Source organism: Paenibacillus tritici (assembly GCF_018207515.1).
In the GTDB taxonomy this organism is placed as follows: Bacteria; Bacillota; Bacilli; order Paenibacillales; family Paenibacillaceae; genus Paenibacillus_AQ; species Paenibacillus_AQ tritici.
Genome location: NZ_CP073365.1, coordinates 6,871,201 through 6,886,513, shown reverse-complemented (window position 1 = coordinate 6,886,513; position 15,313 = coordinate 6,871,201). Strand labels below are relative to the sequence as shown.

The following is a 15,313-nucleotide window of genomic DNA, read 5'->3' as shown; positions in this document are numbered from 1 at the left end:
CTACAATACCAGAACTACCAGCACTGCACAGGCATTGATACAGGAGGAGAGAATAAGGATGACTTCAATACTTCCTCATGGAGGAACACTGATTCAGCGCATCGCCGCCGGAGAGCAGAGAGAAGCACTGCTGGAGCAGGCTTCAGCCCATACATCAATTGCACTTAATACTTGGACTTTATCGGATCTGGACCTGATCGGTGTAGGGGCATTCTCGCCGCTTACCGGATTCTTGAACGAAGAGGATTATCATTCTGTAGTTACAAGCATGCGGCTGGCTGACGGTACCGTGTGGAGTATTCCGGTTACGCTGGCTGTAGGCGAAGAGCAGGCGTCATCTCTTGCCGTAGGGGACAGAGTTTCACTGATTGGCGAGGAAGACGGTGTTGTCTACGGATTACTTGATATTGAGAGTATCTATACGGTAGATCAGCAGCTTGAAGCTCAGAATGTGTTCAGAACAACCGATCCCGCGCATCCGGGTGTCAGCAAGCTGCTGGCCCGGCCGGCCACTTACGTAGGCGGACCCATAACTGTGCTCAATCGCCCGCAGCCGGAGAAATTCGCTGAGTTCTATTTTGACCCCGCTGTGACGCGCCAGATCTTCGCAGAGAAGGGCTGGAGAACGGTTGTAGGCTTTCAGACGCGTAATCCGGTACATCGGGCCCATGAGTATATCCAGAAGTGCGCTATGGAGGTTGTAGACGCTCTTTTCCTGAATCCGCTGGTGGGTGAGACTAAATCGGACGATGTTCCGGCAAATGTGCGGATGAAGAGTTATCTTGCGCTGCTGGAGAATTATTATCCGGAGAACCGTACATTTCTCGGGGTGTTTCCGGCGGCTATGCGATATGCAGGACCGCGTGAAGCGATTTTCCATGCGATGGTGCGCAAGAACTACGGGTGTACACACTTTATTGTCGGACGCGACCATGCCGGTGTAGGAGATTACTATGGCACGTATGAAGCGCAGGAGATTTTTGCTAATTTCACCGCTGAGGAGCTCGGTATTACGCCGCTATTCTTCGAGCACAGCTTCTTCTGTGTGAAATGCGGGAATATGGCCTCCAGCAAAACCTGCCCGCATCCGGGCGACCAGCATTTGACGCTATCGGGTACGAAGGTACGTGCGCTGCTGCGTGACGGTCAGTGCCCGCCTCCAGAATTCACGCGTCCTGAGGTGGCGCAGATTCTGATTGAAGGCATGTCTTCAGAAGTCTCCGTATAGTCTGGAACAGCCAGTACTATTTGGCCCTCTTGTCCCATATAGATGAGTAGAATCTATCGGGACGAGGGGGTCTTTGTTATGTCTGGAGGGCAGCGGCGTAAATTCTCGGTCTGGATCTCTTGGAGCAGCATCAAAAAAAGCTTCCTAGGCGCTATACTGCTCGCTGTGATGATCGGTATCATCGCATATGATATGCCGACTGCCAGGACGGTCAACTATTGGAGCCTGCCGCTGTCCGGCAAGGTCATTGCCATTGATGCAGGCCACGGCGGGCCGGATGGCGGGGCGGTGAGCCGGTCGGGTCTGATTGAGAAGGAGATCAATCTCGCCGTGTCGCTGTACTTGCGTGATTATCTGCAGCAGGCAGGGGCGATCGTGGTCATGACCCGGGAAGGGGATTATGATCTCGCCCAGGACAACACCAAAGGGTACGCAAAGCGCAAGACAGAGGACCTGAAGCAGCGGGTGCGGAGCATTGAGGAGAAGGGGGCGGATCTATTCATCAGCGTACATATGAACAGTATTCCTTCCAACCGCTGGAGCGGGGCTCAGACCTTCTATTATCCAAGCAACGAGGGGAACAAGGCATTGGCCGAACGGGTGCAGGATGAACTTCGGGCAACGCTTGAGAATACAGACCGGGTGGCGAAGACCGCGAACACCATTTATTTGTTAAAAGTCTTAAAGATGCCATCCGTGTTAGTGGAGGTAGGCTTCCTGTCCCATCCTCAGGAGTCCTTGCTGCTTGGGGATGATGTGTATCAGCGGAAGGTGGCTACCAGCATCTACCGGGGAATTCTGCGGTACAGCACGGAGCGGCCATAGAACCAAGGGATTAGGGCAGGGACTACTCTTCCCCCGGAGGGTAATGCTATAATAGATGCAAATACCGGGGCTTACCGCCGGACAGAAACAGAGGTGCTTCCATGCTGACCAGGGAACAAATTCAGGAACTTTTGCAGCCGCTCACAGACCCGGAATCCGGAAAAAGCCTTGTTGAATTGCAGCTAATCCGCGACATCATGGTCAAAGAAGACCGGATATCGTTATCCATCGTGTGTCTTGACTCCGATGAGAAGAAGCGCATGGAGCTGGAACAGCAGGTGCGTGATCTGCTTACGGAGGGCGGGGCTGAGAATATTCACATCCGCCTGCGTGATGCCACCGATTATGAACGTGCTATGTTCCGCGGAGAGGGCGAAGACGGCGAGCCGGATTCCGAACAAGGGGAGAAGCTCAAAGGACACGCAGCGGGCCTTGAGGGGCATGAGCTGATCAATGAGAACTCAGGTGTGAACTTTATTGCTATTGCCAGCGGTAAGGGGGGAGTCGGGAAATCAACGGTCACCGTGAATCTTGCCGTAGCACTAGCCCGGAAAGGCAAAAAAGTCGGCCTGATTGATGCTGACATCTACGGCTTCAGTATCCCGGATATGATGGGGATTGAAGAGGGACCGGTCGTCGATGAAGGAACTATTATTCCGGTAGAACGTTTTGGAGTGAAGGTCATGTCCATGGGCTTCTTTATCCGTGAGAATAGTCCGGTGATCTGGAGAGGGCCGATGCTGGGCAAAATGCTGCGTCAGTTCTTCGCCGATGTGGGTTGGGGCGAGCTTGATTATCTACTGCTGGATCTGCCTCCGGGTACGGGGGATGTGGCGCTCGATGTACATCAGATGCTGCCGCACAGCAAAGAGATCATTGTAACTACTCCTCATGCAACGGCTGCCTTTGTGGCTGCGAGAGCAGGCTCAATGGCTCTGCAGACGGAGCATGAAATCCTTGGGGTCATCGAGAACATGGCTTATTACGAATGCTCCTCCTGCGGCAAAAAGGATTATATCTTCGGACGCGGCGGCGGAGCCCGTCTGGCTGAAACGCTGCATACAGAGCTGCTGGCCCAGGTGCCGCTGGGTGCACCGGATAACCATATCTCCGAGCCGGACTTCTCACCGTCGGTCTATAAGGCGGAGACAGCCACCGGAATGTTATTCGCAGAAATTGCAGACAAGCTGATTGCCAAATACGAGCAATAAGTAACATTCCGCGATGCGCATGCAAAAATAAGGCCTGCCCCATTCCTGGGGCAAGGCCTTATTTGAATTACGAACCAGATCCGGAACCGGAATCGTCTCCGCCTTCCTGCTTTTCTCCTCCGCCTTCTTTTTCCTCCCCGCCGCCTTCGCCTTTTCCTGCATCCTTTTTCTCAACCTTGGGCTGCAGCTCATCCTGAACCACACTTTTGAGCAGAGTAAGGACTTCCATACGGAACAGCGGATTTTGCATAGCCTCCTGCATAATGGTCATGGACTGTTTGCGGTAATCCGGAGTCTTAGTAAGATCGAGGAACATTTTCATCATTTCGGGCGATTTCATGATTTCTCCAACAGACTTCTGATAAGTGGGGTCCTTGATCAATTGAAGATGCAGTTCCTTGCTCTCTTTATTAATCGCTTTGGCGAAATCCCCGGCAAATTGCGGGTCGGTCATGATTTTTTCGATTTCCTTCTGATACTCGGGTGCTGTGAGAGTATCCTTAACGGCAATCCTAATCTGCTCTGTCGTCTGCATAGGCATCATTTTCATGCTTATCCCGCCGCTGCCGCCGCCACCCTCATCTGAGCTGGGGGTAGACAGGGCTTCCTCTACAGCCTTTTTACCTTCGTCGCTCTTCAATATATCTACAACCATCGTCTTCATTTCCTTATATCCGCCCTGTCCACCGGAAGAAGAACTGCTCTGTTCGCCTCCGCAGGCGGTTAACGTGATCGCCAAGCCGAGTGCCAAGCCTCCAGACCATAGAGCCCTCCATTTCATTGGCGCTGCCCTCCTTTATTAGAATCAATGATTGTAGTATGCCGCCCGCAGGTACATTTATGTTGAAGTGTAATGGTTTTTTGACGGTAACCTTGGTAAAATAAATCTGACACGGGGAGGTGAAGGCGCTGAGCTTAAGAAAATGGTTTTATTTGTTCTGGACCACGCTTTTGATCGGTGCAGGCGGGGCCGTGATTGCCGGTCTTGCTCTGCAGATAGTGAATGGCGGAATTCAATTTAAAAGCACCGCCGACTTTTTCCTCTACGCCCTGATTCTTCTTGGCTACGGAGCGCTTGTTAGCGTATATGCCCAGCTCGGATTCTTCGCTTATCTTATTCTCAACTATACGGGCATCGGCGTATTTCCGCGTAAGGCTTGGCGATACATACAACTGGTGCTTGCAGTGCTTGCGCTGCTGGAGCTGATGTTCCTCCGCACCTTTGTCAGCGGGGACCGGAGTGTGGGTTCAGATCTGACGCTGGGCGTGGCTATTCTGCTGACAGCCCTTATGGTATCCTGGTTCAAAATACGCAGCACGAATGCATCGGCCTGGGTCCCCACCTTTTTCTTCATGACAGCCATCACAATAGTGGAGATTATCGGCGTCCTCCGCATTGGCGTGGATAGCGCCACCGTATTTATTCTCGTCCCGCTTATCGCCTGTAATGCCTTCCAGATTCTGATGCTGCACCGTATTCTGAAACCGGCCTCACTCTGAAATTATGAATAAAGCCAAAACCCCGCCCCTCTGGATCTAACCAGGGAGGCGGGGTTTTGGCTTTGCTGATGTGAAGAGGTTAAAATGAAGCCCAAGAGGTTAATCTTAAAGAACAGAGTGGAGGAGGGAATATATGAACATCAAGCGCTATATGATAAAAGACACAAATGAAACACGCCTGAAGGACCTCGATCCGGATGAACTGGGTGAATTCAAATCCAAAGAAGAAGCAGAAGCCAAAACCGAGAAGCTGAAAGAACGGCTGGTGAAGCTGCAGGATATCCTGTTTGCCCAAAAGAAGCATTCTCTGCTGGTGATCCTGCAAGGAATGGATTCAAGCGGAAAAGACGGAACAGTTAAGCATATTTTCTCCGGCGTCAATCCGCAAGGCTTCATCGTTACCAGCTTTAAGAAGCCGTCACTGGAGGAGGAAGCTCACGATTTCCTGTGGAGAGTCCATATGAAGACCCCGCCCAAAGGCTATATAGCGGCGTTCAACCGGTCGCATTATGAGGATGTGCTGGTGCCCCGGGTGCATGGCAGTCTGAGTAAAGAAGATGCCAAGCGGCGTTTCCGCTACATCCGCCAGTTTGAGGAGATGCTGGCGGAGGAGGGGACAACGGTAATTAAGCTCTTTTTGCATATCTCCAAGGAGAAGCAGCTCGAGAAAATCCAGGAGCGGCTTGACGATCCGGCGAAGCATTGGAAATTCGATGCCAGTGATCTGCAGGAACGCGAATACTGGGACGATTATCAACAGGCGTATGAGGATGTTTTCCGCGAGAGCAGTATAGACAAAGCCCCGTGGTACTGGATTCCTGCGAATCACCGGTGGTACCGCAACTATCTGGCGCTGAAGATTGTGGTTAAGACACTGGAGGGGCTTGACCTGAGTTACCCGAAGCTGAACACTCCGACTCCGGATATTTCCCAGCTCATCTCGCCGCGCCACTAATATTCCTTAAGCGTTTGTTACATTCCGGCTGCGTCTTCCAGGCCATCATCGAGCCAGGCTGAATCGCGGACTTCCTTGCCGCTTGCATTGCTTTGGCTGATCAGCTCAGATACGGTAACGAACTCATACCCTTGGCTGCGAAGCTTATCAATAATCTGAGGCAGAGCTTCATGCGTTTGTTTGCAGGAGTCGCTGGCATGCAGCAGCACAATATCGCCGGGATGGGCCTTACTCGTTACACGGTTTACGATATTGTCCACACCGATGTTCTTCCAGTCCAGTGAGTCCGTGTCCCATTGAATGACTTTATAGCCCAGATCGGTGGCAACCTGCAGTACTCTTTTGTCAAAATCGCCGTTAGGCATTCTGATCAGATTAGGCTGTGAACCTGTGAGCTCCGTCAAAACCGTATGCGCAGTGCTGATCTGTGTACGGATTTCTTCATTGCTTAGCGTGCTGTAATTCACATGCTTATGACCATGGCTGCCGATCTCATATCCGGCGTCTTTGATGCTGGTAACGATCTCAGGATGTGTCTTGCTCCAGGGGGAGGACAGGAAGAATGTCGCTTTATCCACCTTTTTGTCTTCCAGCACCTTCAGAATCGGCTCGGGCCTTTTTTCTCCCCAGCTGATATCGAAGGTTAAGGCAATCAGCTTCTTTTCCGTCGGCACACTGTAAATGGCGGAAGGGGCTGCTTCAGAGAACACGGTGATGTTGCCCCTTTCCACATACACGACGCCGGCGGTAAGAAGCGCAGCAGCAAAGATGTAAAGGAACCGTTTTATCTTTTTGCCGCTAAATACATAAAAAGAATTCATAAAGTCGCGCTCCTCTCCCATGCGAAATGCTTGTTTGTTCTAAATGTATGCTCGTACAGGACGCTTATGACCTCAGATATGAATCAATCGAGACGAAATACAAAATAGACGTAGTCCCATTCAGGAGGTAAGCATGTTATCTTTTAATACATTTATTAAGGATCTAAGGACGATTCGCGCAGCACTGCTGCTGGCTACCCTGCTATTCATAGCTGGAGGAGTGATGGGTTGGATCGGCACGGGAAGTCTTCAAGAGCTGCTGAATGAGCAATTGAAGGGAATCCGTCAGATTAGCGGGGACCTTAGGGAGTCGTCTAACCCGCAGTGGAGCTTTTTTGTCTTCATCTTTCTGAACAATAGCATCAAAAGCGTAGTCATTATATTTCTGGGGGCGTTATTCGGCCTCCTGCCCGCCATATTCCTGTTAATTAACGGTGCGGTTATTGGTTATCTGATTCATTTGTCCGCGATACAGGGACAGGATATGTTCACGCTGATTGTAAAAGGACTGCTGCCGCATGGAATTATTGAGATTCCGGCAATCATCATTGCCTGCGCTTTTGGGATAGCGTTCGGGAGTAAGGTGTGGTCTGCGCTCTTGGCGGCAATTAAACGGAGTGAGAGAAGGGCAGTGGTATGGCCGGCCTTTATGCGCCAGACTTTGACCGCTTCCTTCTGGATTGTTATTCTCCTGTTCGTTGCAGCAATCATTGAGAGCACAATAACATTTTCGCTTTTATCATAAAATCCTTGGGAATTGTGCATAACATTAAAGCCGAAACATTTGGGTCTATTTCCAGGTTGAATGAAGAGAGGCCATAACTGGAATTTTCTTATGATTATGGTTATAGATTCAGTACTCCGGTTAATCTAGTGTAAGCACTTCAATAATGAGCTTCCCACATCAAATGGCAGTCTTCGCGTTAAATGATAAGGCATTTGATGATTTTGAATAACTATGAATTTCATGAAGGAGGCCAAGCATATGTTGGGAATGTTATTCAATGAGAAGGAATGCAAGGAGCTGGACTATGTATTGCGCAAAGAACTGGATGAAATGCTATTGGATATGAGTGACCAGCGATTAGACCAGAACATTAGACAGGCTATTGCCAATCGATATAAAACGGTATTCCGGATGTATGCGCGTTTTGCTCCCCAGAAAGAGTTGTCTAAGTATGCTTGGGGTGGACGTTCTTCTCAGTTCAAACATTAAGTTGTGAGCGGGATGAAATCCGGATAAATAAAATGAATTGAATAGCTTGACGAAAAGGGAGCCGACATGATACATTATATCTCGCGCTCCTTTTAATTGTTTTAAGAGAAGCCGCAGGCAAGAAATAATGAAAAATAACTTTTTCAAAAAAAAGCTTGCCAAACAACGAAACACTATGATATATTATGAAGGTCGCCGCTGAGATGCGGTGAAGAGCTAAAATGAGACATTGATCTTTGAAAACTGAACAACGAGTGAGTGGGGAATCACGAAAGTGAATTCCAAAAATGATGAATTTCACAGCGTCTTGTACGCTTTAGAAATCTCATCGTAGAGAATGTAAATTCTCGTCAGATGTTTCAAAATGAGCAATCGCTCTTTCTAAATACCAATTTGGAGAGTTTGATCCTGGCTCAGGACGAACGCTGGCGGCATGCCTAATACATGCAAGTCGAGCGGAGTTATGAAGGAGCTTGCTCTGGATTAACTTAGCGGCGGACGGGTGAGTAACACGTAGGCAACCTGCCCTCAAGACTGGGATAACTACCGGAAACGGTAGCTAATACCGGATAATTTCTTTCCTCTCCTGAAGAGAGAATGAAAGGCGGAGCAATCTGCCACTTGGGGATGGGCCTGCGGCGCATTAGCTAGTTGGTGGGGTAATGGCTCACCAAGGCGACGATGCGTAGCCGACCTGAGAGGGTGAACGGCCACACTGGGACTGAGACACGGCCCAGACTCCTACGGGAGGCAGCAGTAGGGAATCTTCCGCAATGGGCGCAAGCCTGACGGAGCAATGCCGCGTGAGTGATGAAGGTTTTCGGATCGTAAAGCTCTGTTGCCAGGGAAGAACGTCCGGTAGAGTAACTGCTGCCGGAGTGACGGTACCTGAGAAGAAAGCCCCGGCTAACTACGTGCCAGCAGCCGCGGTAATACGTAGGGGGCAAGCGTTGTCCGGAATTATTGGGCGTAAAGCGCGCGCAGGCGGTTATTTAAGTCTGGTGTTTAAACCTTGGGCTCAACCTGAGGTCGCACTGGAAACTGGGTAACTTGAGTACAGAAGAGGAAAGTGGAATTCCACGTGTAGCGGTGAAATGCGTAGATATGTGGAGGAACACCAGTGGCGAAGGCGACTTTCTGGGCTGTAACTGACGCTGAGGCGCGAAAGCGTGGGGAGCAAACAGGATTAGATACCCTGGTAGTCCACGCCGTAAACGATGAGTGCTAGGTGTTAGGGGTTTCGATACCCTTGGTGCCGAAGTTAACACAGTAAGCACTCCGCCTGGGGAGTACGGTCGCAAGACTGAAACTCAAAGGAATTGACGGGGACCCGCACAAGCAGTGGAGTATGTGGTTTAATTCGAAGCAACGCGAAGAACCTTACCAGGTCTTGACATCCCGATGAAAGCATTAGAGATAGTGCCCCTCTTCGGAGCATCGGAGACAGGTGGTGCATGGTTGTCGTCAGCTCGTGTCGTGAGATGTTGGGTTAAGTCCCGCAACGAGCGCAACCCTTGACTTTAGTTGCCAGCAGGTTGAGCTGGGCACTCTAGAGTGACTGCCGGTGACAAACCGGAGGAAGGTGGGGATGACGTCAAATCATCATGCCCCTTATGACCTGGGCTACACACGTACTACAATGGCCGGTACAACGGGAAGCGAAACCGCGAGGTGGAGCCAATCCCAGCAAAGCCGGTCTCAGTTCGGATTGCAGGCTGCAACTCGCCTGCATGAAGTCGGAATTGCTAGTAATCGCGGATCAGCATGCCGCGGTGAATACGTTCCCGGGTCTTGTACACACCGCCCGTCACACCACGAGAGTTTACAACACCCGAAGTCGGTGGAGTAACCCGCAAGGGAGCCAGCCGCCGAAGGTGGGGTAGATGATTGGGGTGAAGTCGTAACAAGGTAGCCGTATCGGAAGGTGCGGCTGGATCACCTCCTTTCTATGGAGAATCGTTTCCTGCAATGGAGACATTCAAATCGGAAGCTAAGCTTCCACAATAGAACCTTCGGGTTCGAACACTCACTCGTGTTCAGTTTTGAAAGAGCAAGTCTCTTTCGTATGCGTTTGGTGGCGATAGCGGAGGGGTTCCACACGTACCCATCCCGAACACGACCGTTAAGCCCTCCAGCGCCGATGGTACTTGGACCGAAGGGTCCTGGGAGAGTAGGACGCCGCCAAGCGAACAATCAATTTATTGATTGATTCACAATGTTATCTGTTATATGGGCTTTTAGCTCAGTTGGTTAGAGCGCACCTCTGATAAGGGTGAGGTCGGTGGTTCGAGTCCACCAAGGCCCACCATATAACATTTTAATTGAATACCATTTTGGGGCCATAGCTCAGCTGGGAGAGCGCCTGCCTTGCAAGCAGGAGGTCAGCGGTTCGATCCCGCTTGGCTCCACCAAAACTTCTTTACAAAAGTATATGCAAGAACTTGATCCTTGAAAACTGGATACCGAAACGAATTTGCGTTTTAGAACATTCCTTTAAGCTGAACTTGTGTAAACAAGTTTCAATATTATAGTGATGCTAAGCGAAGATTTTGGATGATGAAGCGACCTTTGGCTTTGAATGTGTTGGTGAATGGAGCAATCCATGAACAGCATTCAAAACAAGATGAGCAAATCAGCCAAACATCGGAGCGTTGGTTAAGCTAATAAGAGCACACGGAGGATGCCTAGGCGCCAGGAGCCGACGAAGGACGTGGCGAACAACGAAACTGCCTCGGGGAGCTGTAAGCAAGCTTTGATCCGGGGGTGTCCGAATGGGGAAACCCAGCTGTGGTAATTCGCAGTTACTCATTTCTGAATACATAGGAAATGCAGAGGCAGACCAGGGGAACTGAAACATCTAAGTACCCTGAGGAAGAGAAAACAATAGTGATTCCGTCAGTAGCGGCGAGCGAACGCGGAACAGCCTAAACCAAGGGGCTTGCCCCTTGGGGTTGTGGGACGTCTCACATGGAGTTACAAAGGAATATGGTAGGCGAAGAGGTCTGGAAAGGCCCGCGATAGAGGTAAAAGCCCTGTAGCCGAAATGGTGTTCTCTCCGAGACGGATCCCGAGTAGTGCGGGGCACGTGAAACCCCGTATGAATCCAGCAGGACCATCTGCTAAGGCTAAATACTACCTGGCGACCGATAGTGAAACAGTACCGTGAGGGAAAGGTGAAAAGCACCCCGGAAGGGGAGTGAAATAGAACCTGAAACCGTGTGCTTACAAAAAGTCAGAGCCCTTTTTATGGGTGATGGCGTGCCTTTTGTAGAATGAACCGGCGAGTTACGTTTAACATGCAAGGTTAAGGTGAGAAGCCGGAGCCGCAGCGAAAGCGAGTCTGAATAGGGCGATTGAGTATGTGGACGTAGACCCGAAACCGTGTGATCTACCCCTGTCCAGGGTGAAGGTGCGGTAACACGCACTGGAGGCCCGAACCCACGCATGTTGAAAAATGCGGGGATGAGGTGGGGGTAGCGGAGAAATTCCAATCGAACTCGGAGATAGCTGGTTCTCCCCGAAATAGCTTTAGGGCTAGCCTCGGTGAATGGAGTGGTGGAGGTAGAGCACTGATTGGGTGCGGGGCCCGCAAGGGTTACCAAGCTCAGTCAAACTCCGAATGCCATTTACTTCTTGCCGGGAGTCAGACAGTGAGTGCTAAGATCCATTGTCAAAAGGGAAACAGCCCAGACCATCAGCTAAGGTCCCCAAGTGTGTGTTAAGTGGGAAAGGATGTGGAGTTGCACAGACAACCAGGATGTTGGCTTAGAAGCAGCCACCATTGAAAGAGTGCGTAATAGCTCACTGGTCGAGTGACTCTGCGCCGAAAATGTAACGGGGCTAAACACACCACCGAAGCTATGGCTAGATGCTTTGCATCTGGGGTAGGGGAGCGTTGTGTAGGGGTTGAAGGTGTACCGTAAGGAGCGCTGGACACTACACAAGTGAGAATGCCGGTATGAGTAACGAAAAGATCAGTGAGAATCTGATCCGCCGAAAGCCCAAGGTTTCCTGAGGAAGGCTCGTCCGCTCAGGGTAAGTCGGGACCTAAGGCGAGGCCGACAGGCGTAGTCGAAGGACAACAGTTTGAAATTACTGTACCACCGTAATCCGCTATGAGCGATGGGGTGACGCAGGAGGGTAGTGACGCGGACTGATGGATGTCCGTCTAAGCAGTGAGGCTGATGTGTAGGCAAATCCGCACATTACTAAGGCTGGGCTGTGATGGGGAGCGAAAATTATAGTAGCGAAGGTCATGATCTCACACTGCCAAGAAAAGCCTCTAGCCAGGAGAAGGTGCCCGTACCGCAAACCGACACAGGTAGGCGAGAAGAGAATTCTAAGGCGCGCGGAAGAACTCTCGTTAAGGAACTCGGCAAAATGACCTCGTAACTTCGGGAGAAGAGGTGCCTCGGTAGGGTGAATAGCCCGAGGGGGCCGCAGTGAAAAGGCCCAAGCGACTGTTTAGCAAAAACACAGGTCTGTGCGAAGCCGTAAGGCGAAGTATACGGGCTGACGCCTGCCCGGTGCTGGAAGGTTAAGGGGAGTGGTTAGGGGCAACCCGAAGCTGTGAACCGAAGCCCCAGTAAACGGCGGCCGTAACTATAACGGTCCTAAGGTAGCGAAATTCCTTGTCAGGTAAATTCTGACCCGCACGAATGGCGTAACGACTTGGGCGCTGTCTCAACGAGAGATCCGGTGAAATTTTAATACCTGTGAAGATGCAGGTTACCCGCGACAAGACGGAAAGACCCCATGGAGCTTTACTGCAGCTTGATATTGAATTTGGGTACGATCTGTACAGGATAGGTGGGAGCCGGTGAGGCAGGAGCGCAAGCTTCTGCGGAGGCGCCGTTGGGATACCACCCTGATCGTATCTAGGTTCTAACCTGGTGCCCTCATCGGGTACGGGGACCGTGTCAGGCGGGCAGTTTGACTGGGGCGGTCGCCTCCTAAAGAGTAACGGAGGCGTTCAAAGGTTCCCTCAGAATGGTTGGAAATCATTCGCAGAGTGCAAAGGCATAAGGGAGCTTGACTGCGAGACCTACAAGTCGAGCAGGGACGAAAGTCGGACTTAGTGATCCGGTGGTACCGCATGGAAGGGCCATCGCTCAACGGATAAAAGCTACCCTGGGGATAACAGGCTTATCTCCCCCAAGAGTCCACATCGACGGGGAGGTTTGGCACCTCGATGTCGGCTCATCGCATCCTGGGGCTGAAGTAGGTCCCAAGGGTTGGGCTGTTCGCCCATTAAAGCGGTACGCGAGCTGGGTTCAGAACGTCGTGAGACAGTTCGGTCCCTATCTGTCGTGGGCGCAGGAAATTTGAGAGGAGCTGTCCTTAGTACGAGAGGACCGGGATGGACGTACCGCTGGTGCATCAGTTGTTCCGCCAGGAGCATGGCTGAGTAGCTACGTACGGACGGGATAAGCGCTGAAAGCATCTAAGCGTGAAGCCCCCCTCAAGATGAGATTTCCCAATTAGTAAGACCCCTTGAAGACGACGAGGTAGATAGGTTGGAGGTGGAAGTGCAGCAATGCATGGAGCTGACCAATACTAATCGGTCGAGGGCTTATCCAAATACACTAACACACAAATTCGTTTCGGATTCAGTTTTCAGGAATCAAATCCTGAAGCATTTACGCTGTAAATGCCCGTTTGGTGGCGATAGCGGAGGGGTTCCACGCGTACCCATCCCGAACACGACCGTTAAGCCCTCCAGCGCCGATGGTACTTGGACCGAAGGGTCCTGGGAGAGTAGGACGTTGCCAAGCGGACAATATTCCCTGATAGCTCAGTTGGTAGAGCACTCGACTGTTAATCGAGTTGTCACAGGTTCGAGTCCTGTTCGGGGAGCCATGCTCTCATAGCTCAGCAGGTAGAGTGCTTCCATGGTAAGGAAGAGGTCACCGGTTCGAATCCGGTTGAGAGCTCCACAAATTTACTAAGGCCCGTTGGTCAAGGGGTTAAGACACCTCCCTTTCACGGAGGTAACATGGGTTCGAATCCCATACGGGTCACCATTTTTATTGGGATGAGAATTCCCTGAGTTTCACCCTTAATGGTCACCATACATATGGAGGCTTAGCTCAGCTGGGAGAGCATCTGCCTTACAAGCAGAGGGTCGGGGGTTCGAACCCCTCAGCCTCCACCATAATGTTCTTGATATTTGAGGAAGATTGTGGGCATTATATAGGTATCTATTATAGGGGATTCGCCAAGTGGTAAGGCAACGGACTCTGACTCCGTCATCATAGGTTCGAATCCTATATCCCCTGCCAAATACGAGCCATTAGCTCAGTTGGTAGAGCACCTGACTTTTAATCAGGGTGTCGAAGGTTCGAGTCCTTCATGGCTCACTTGTAATTGATTTATGCGCGTGTGGCGGAATGGCAGACGCACCAGACTTAGGATCTGGCGTCGTAAGACGTGGGGGTTCAAGTCCCTTCACGCGCACCACTTATTGCGGACGTGGCTCAGCGGTAGAGCATCGCCTTGCCAAGGCGAGGGTCGCGGGTTCGATTCCCGTCGTCCGCTCCATTATGTATGCGCCCTTAGCTCAGCTGGATAGAGCGTTTGACTACGAATCAAAAGGCCGGGAGTTCGAATCTCTCAGGGCGCGCCATTATTACTTCATTGATTCAACAAAGTGTCCTTCAGATTCGAACGAGTTCGTTGGAGCATAAGCTTCGATAGCACAACTTCGCAATCGGATGCATAGCATCCGTATCTCTCAGGGCGCGCCATTTATACTTCATTGAATCATCGCTTCACTTGTATTAACGGGATGTAGCTCAGCTTGGTAGAGCACCTGGTTTGGGACCAGGGGGTCGCATGTTCAAATCGTGTCATCCCGATATTTCACCTTTGCGGGTGTAGTTCAATGGTAGAACTTCAGCCTTCCAAGCTGATAGCGTGGGTTCGATTCCCATCACCCGCTCCATATTAAATTTCATAGTTTCGGGATGTAGCTCAGCTTGGTAGAGCACCTGGTTTGGGACCAGGGGGTCGCATGTTCAAATCGTGTCATCCCGATCGAACAGCTATTGGCTGGCAATCAACTCTTACTGCGGTAAGAGTTTTTTGTTGCGCGATTAAAGGAACGTATGTTCCTTTAATCGTCTAAAAAAAAGACAACCTCGGCCGGGATGCCAATCCTTGCATAATAGCTCTGTAAAGATTCATCCTGCTCAATCGAGGTGCCGAATGATAGCAGCTTCACCGCGAATAGGTTAGCCTGCCGTTCCAGCTTACCTGGGGAGAAATAGGAATTCTCCTCAATAAAGAAGCGGTTGACCCCTTTATGCAGGCGGTCATGGGCCAGCTCATGCGCACACACAAAACGTTGCCACTCCAGAGGCAGCTGATTATGAATGACAATGAACCTTCTTCTTAACTTACGGTAGTATAAGCCCTTGGTGCCTTCACCCAGATTCATGAATCTGATGTGAATACCCAGTGCCCCAGCCAGCTCGAATGGGCTGTTGGTATTGTGTTTTTTGACCAGACGCTTGATTAGCTCATCCATATTCTTCACCCGCAGCATGTTAATAGTAG

The 15,313-nt window shown here is 50.9% G+C and carries 10 protein-coding genes, 14 tRNA genes and 4 rRNA genes; 25 read left to right on the top strand and 3 right to left on the bottom strand.

The window, feature by feature from the left end; genetic code table 11:
• The first annotated feature begins 58 nt into the window (after positions 1 to 58).
• The 3 genes from sat to KDC22_RS29580 all read left to right on the top strand — a co-directional run bounded on the left by sat (position 59) and on the right by KDC22_RS29580 (position 3,264).
• On the top strand, positions 59 to 1,228 hold the full coding sequence (sat, locus tag KDC22_RS29590) for a sulfate adenylyltransferase (protein WP_173140526.1): 1,170 nt from the start codon (positions 59 to 61) through the stop codon (positions 1,226 to 1,228).
• Positions 1,229 to 1,306: 78 nt separating this feature from the next.
• Entirely contained in the window at positions 1,307 to 2,053 is a 747-nt protein-coding gene (gene cwlD, locus KDC22_RS29585) for an N-acetylmuramoyl-L-alanine amidase CwlD (RefSeq protein WP_211721265.1), read from the top strand.
• A gap of 101 nt (positions 2,054 to 2,154) precedes the next feature.
• Positions 2,155 to 3,264 carry an Mrp/NBP35 family ATP-binding protein gene (locus KDC22_RS29580; protein WP_173140530.1) on the top strand — a complete coding sequence of 370 codons (1,110 nt, stop codon included), beginning with the start codon at positions 2,155 to 2,157 and terminating at the stop codon, positions 3,262 to 3,264.
• Between the two features lie 67 nt (positions 3,265 to 3,331).
• Here KDC22_RS29580 and gerD read toward each other — a convergent pair whose 3' ends face one another.
• On the bottom strand, positions 3,332 to 4,045 hold the full coding sequence (gene gerD / locus KDC22_RS29575; RefSeq protein WP_173140532.1) for a spore germination lipoprotein GerD: 714 nt from the start codon (positions 4,043 to 4,045) through the stop codon (positions 3,332 to 3,334).
• Positions 4,046 to 4,173: 128 nt separating this feature from the next.
• Here gerD and KDC22_RS29570 point away from each other — a divergent pair, with 128 nt between their 5' ends.
• Positions 4,174 to 4,764 carry a KinB-signaling pathway activation protein gene (locus KDC22_RS29570; protein ID WP_173140549.1) on the top strand — a complete coding sequence of 197 codons (591 nt, stop codon included), beginning with the start codon at positions 4,174 to 4,176 and terminating at the stop codon, positions 4,762 to 4,764.
• Positions 4,765 to 4,897: 133 nt separating this feature from the next.
• The gene (locus tag KDC22_RS29565; protein ID WP_173140534.1) at positions 4,898 to 5,719 is read left to right on the top strand and encodes a PPK2 family polyphosphate kinase; all 822 of its coding nucleotides are present in this window, start codon (positions 4,898 to 4,900) and stop codon (positions 5,717 to 5,719) included.
• 17 nt (positions 5,720 to 5,736) lie between these two features.
• Here KDC22_RS29565 and pdaB read toward each other — a convergent pair whose 3' ends face one another.
• A complete protein-coding gene (pdaB, locus tag KDC22_RS29560) occupies positions 5,737 to 6,540 on the bottom strand; it encodes a polysaccharide deacetylase family sporulation protein PdaB (protein WP_173140536.1) in 804 nt (267 codons plus the stop codon).
• Between the two features lie 133 nt (positions 6,541 to 6,673).
• Here pdaB and KDC22_RS29555 point away from each other — a divergent pair, with 133 nt between their 5' ends.
• From KDC22_RS29555 to KDC22_RS29460, 20 genes are all read left to right on the top strand, one after another.
• The gene (locus KDC22_RS29555; RefSeq protein WP_211721264.1) at positions 6,674 to 7,285 is read left to right on the top strand and encodes a stage II sporulation protein M; all 612 of its coding nucleotides are present in this window, start codon (positions 6,674 to 6,676) and stop codon (positions 7,283 to 7,285) included.
• 240 nt (positions 7,286 to 7,525) lie between these two features.
• Positions 7,526 to 7,756 carry a hypothetical protein gene (locus tag KDC22_RS29550; RefSeq protein ID WP_173140540.1) on the top strand — a complete coding sequence of 77 codons (231 nt, stop codon included), beginning with the start codon at positions 7,526 to 7,528 and terminating at the stop codon, positions 7,754 to 7,756.
• Positions 7,757 to 8,146: 390 nt separating this feature from the next.
• Positions 8,147 to 9,702: ribosomal RNA gene (locus tag KDC22_RS29545) — 16S ribosomal RNA — on the top strand.
• A 124-nt stretch (positions 9,703 to 9,826) separates the two neighbouring features.
• Positions 9,827 to 9,943 (top strand): 5S ribosomal RNA (rrf, locus tag KDC22_RS29540).
• Positions 9,944 to 9,987: 44 nt separating this feature from the next.
• A tRNA-Ile gene (locus tag KDC22_RS29535) sits at positions 9,988 to 10,064 on the top strand.
• 27 nt (positions 10,065 to 10,091) lie between these two features.
• Positions 10,092 to 10,167, top strand: a tRNA-Ala gene (locus KDC22_RS29530).
• 242 nt (positions 10,168 to 10,409) lie between these two features.
• A 23S ribosomal RNA gene (locus tag KDC22_RS29525) occupies positions 10,410 to 13,336 on the top strand.
• Between the two features lie 77 nt (positions 13,337 to 13,413).
• Positions 13,414 to 13,530: ribosomal RNA gene (gene rrf / locus KDC22_RS29520) — 5S ribosomal RNA — on the top strand.
• Together the 16S, 23S and 5S rRNA genes with 14 tRNA genes alongside form the textbook arrangement of a ribosomal RNA operon.
• A gap of 9 nt (positions 13,531 to 13,539) precedes the next feature.
• Positions 13,540 to 13,615 (top strand) — tRNA-Asn (locus tag KDC22_RS29515).
• A 1-nt stretch (position 13,616) separates the two neighbouring features.
• Positions 13,617 to 13,692 (top strand) — tRNA-Thr (locus KDC22_RS29510).
• 12 nt (positions 13,693 to 13,704) lie between these two features.
• Positions 13,705 to 13,779 (top strand) — tRNA-Glu (locus tag KDC22_RS29505).
• 55 nt (positions 13,780 to 13,834) lie between these two features.
• Positions 13,835 to 13,910, top strand: a tRNA-Val gene (locus KDC22_RS29500).
• A 53-nt stretch (positions 13,911 to 13,963) separates the two neighbouring features.
• Positions 13,964 to 14,037: transfer RNA gene (locus tag KDC22_RS29495), tRNA-Gln, on the top strand.
• Between the two features lie 5 nt (positions 14,038 to 14,042).
• Positions 14,043 to 14,115, top strand: a tRNA-Lys gene (locus KDC22_RS29490).
• A gap of 16 nt (positions 14,116 to 14,131) precedes the next feature.
• Positions 14,132 to 14,215, top strand: a tRNA-Leu gene (locus KDC22_RS29485).
• 6 nt (positions 14,216 to 14,221) lie between these two features.
• Positions 14,222 to 14,296 (top strand) — tRNA-Gly (locus KDC22_RS29480).
• A gap of 8 nt (positions 14,297 to 14,304) precedes the next feature.
• A tRNA-Arg gene (locus KDC22_RS29475) sits at positions 14,305 to 14,381 on the top strand.
• A gap of 158 nt (positions 14,382 to 14,539) precedes the next feature.
• A tRNA-Pro gene (locus tag KDC22_RS29470) sits at positions 14,540 to 14,613 on the top strand.
• 12 nt (positions 14,614 to 14,625) lie between these two features.
• Positions 14,626 to 14,699: transfer RNA gene (locus KDC22_RS29465), tRNA-Gly, on the top strand.
• An 18-nt stretch (positions 14,700 to 14,717) separates the two neighbouring features.
• Positions 14,718 to 14,791 (top strand) — tRNA-Pro (locus tag KDC22_RS29460).
• 79 nt (positions 14,792 to 14,870) lie between these two features.
• Here the strand turns inward: KDC22_RS29460 and KDC22_RS29455 are convergent.
• Positions 14,871 to 15,284, bottom strand: a complete 414-nt coding sequence (locus KDC22_RS29455) for an ImmA/IrrE family metallo-endopeptidase (protein ID WP_173138980.1) — start codon at positions 15,282 to 15,284, stop codon at positions 14,871 to 14,873.
• Between the last annotated feature and the right edge of the window lie 29 nt (positions 15,285 to 15,313).

Bases quoted from the DNA above. Each gene is read 5' to 3' on its own strand.
- sat (WP_173140526.1), top strand. From the start codon at position 59: ATGACTTCAATACTTCCTCATGGAGGAACACTGATTCAGCGCATCGCC.
- cwlD (WP_211721265.1), top strand. From the start codon at position 1,307: ATGTCTGGAGGGCAGCGGCGTAAATTCTCGGTCTGGATCTCTTGGAGC.
- KDC22_RS29580 (WP_173140530.1), top strand. From the start codon at position 2,155: ATGCTGACCAGGGAACAAATTCAGGAACTTTTGCAGCCGCTCACAGAC.
- gerD (WP_173140532.1), bottom strand. From the start codon at position 4,045: ATGAAATGGAGGGCTCTATGGTCTGGAGGCTTGGCACTCGGCTTGGCG.
- KDC22_RS29565 (WP_173140534.1), top strand. From the start codon at position 4,898: ATGAACATCAAGCGCTATATGATAAAAGACACAAATGAAACACGCCTG.
- pdaB (WP_173140536.1), bottom strand. From the start codon at position 6,540: ATGAATTCTTTTTATGTATTTAGCGGCAAAAAGATAAAACGGTTCCTT.
- KDC22_RS29555 (WP_211721264.1), top strand. From the start codon at position 6,674: ATGTTATCTTTTAATACATTTATTAAGGATCTAAGGACGATTCGCGCA.
- KDC22_RS29550 (WP_173140540.1), top strand. From the start codon at position 7,526: ATGTTGGGAATGTTATTCAATGAGAAGGAATGCAAGGAGCTGGACTAT.
- KDC22_RS29455 (WP_173138980.1), bottom strand. From the start codon at position 15,284: ATGGATGAGCTAATCAAGCGTCTGGTCAAAAAACACAATACCAACAGC.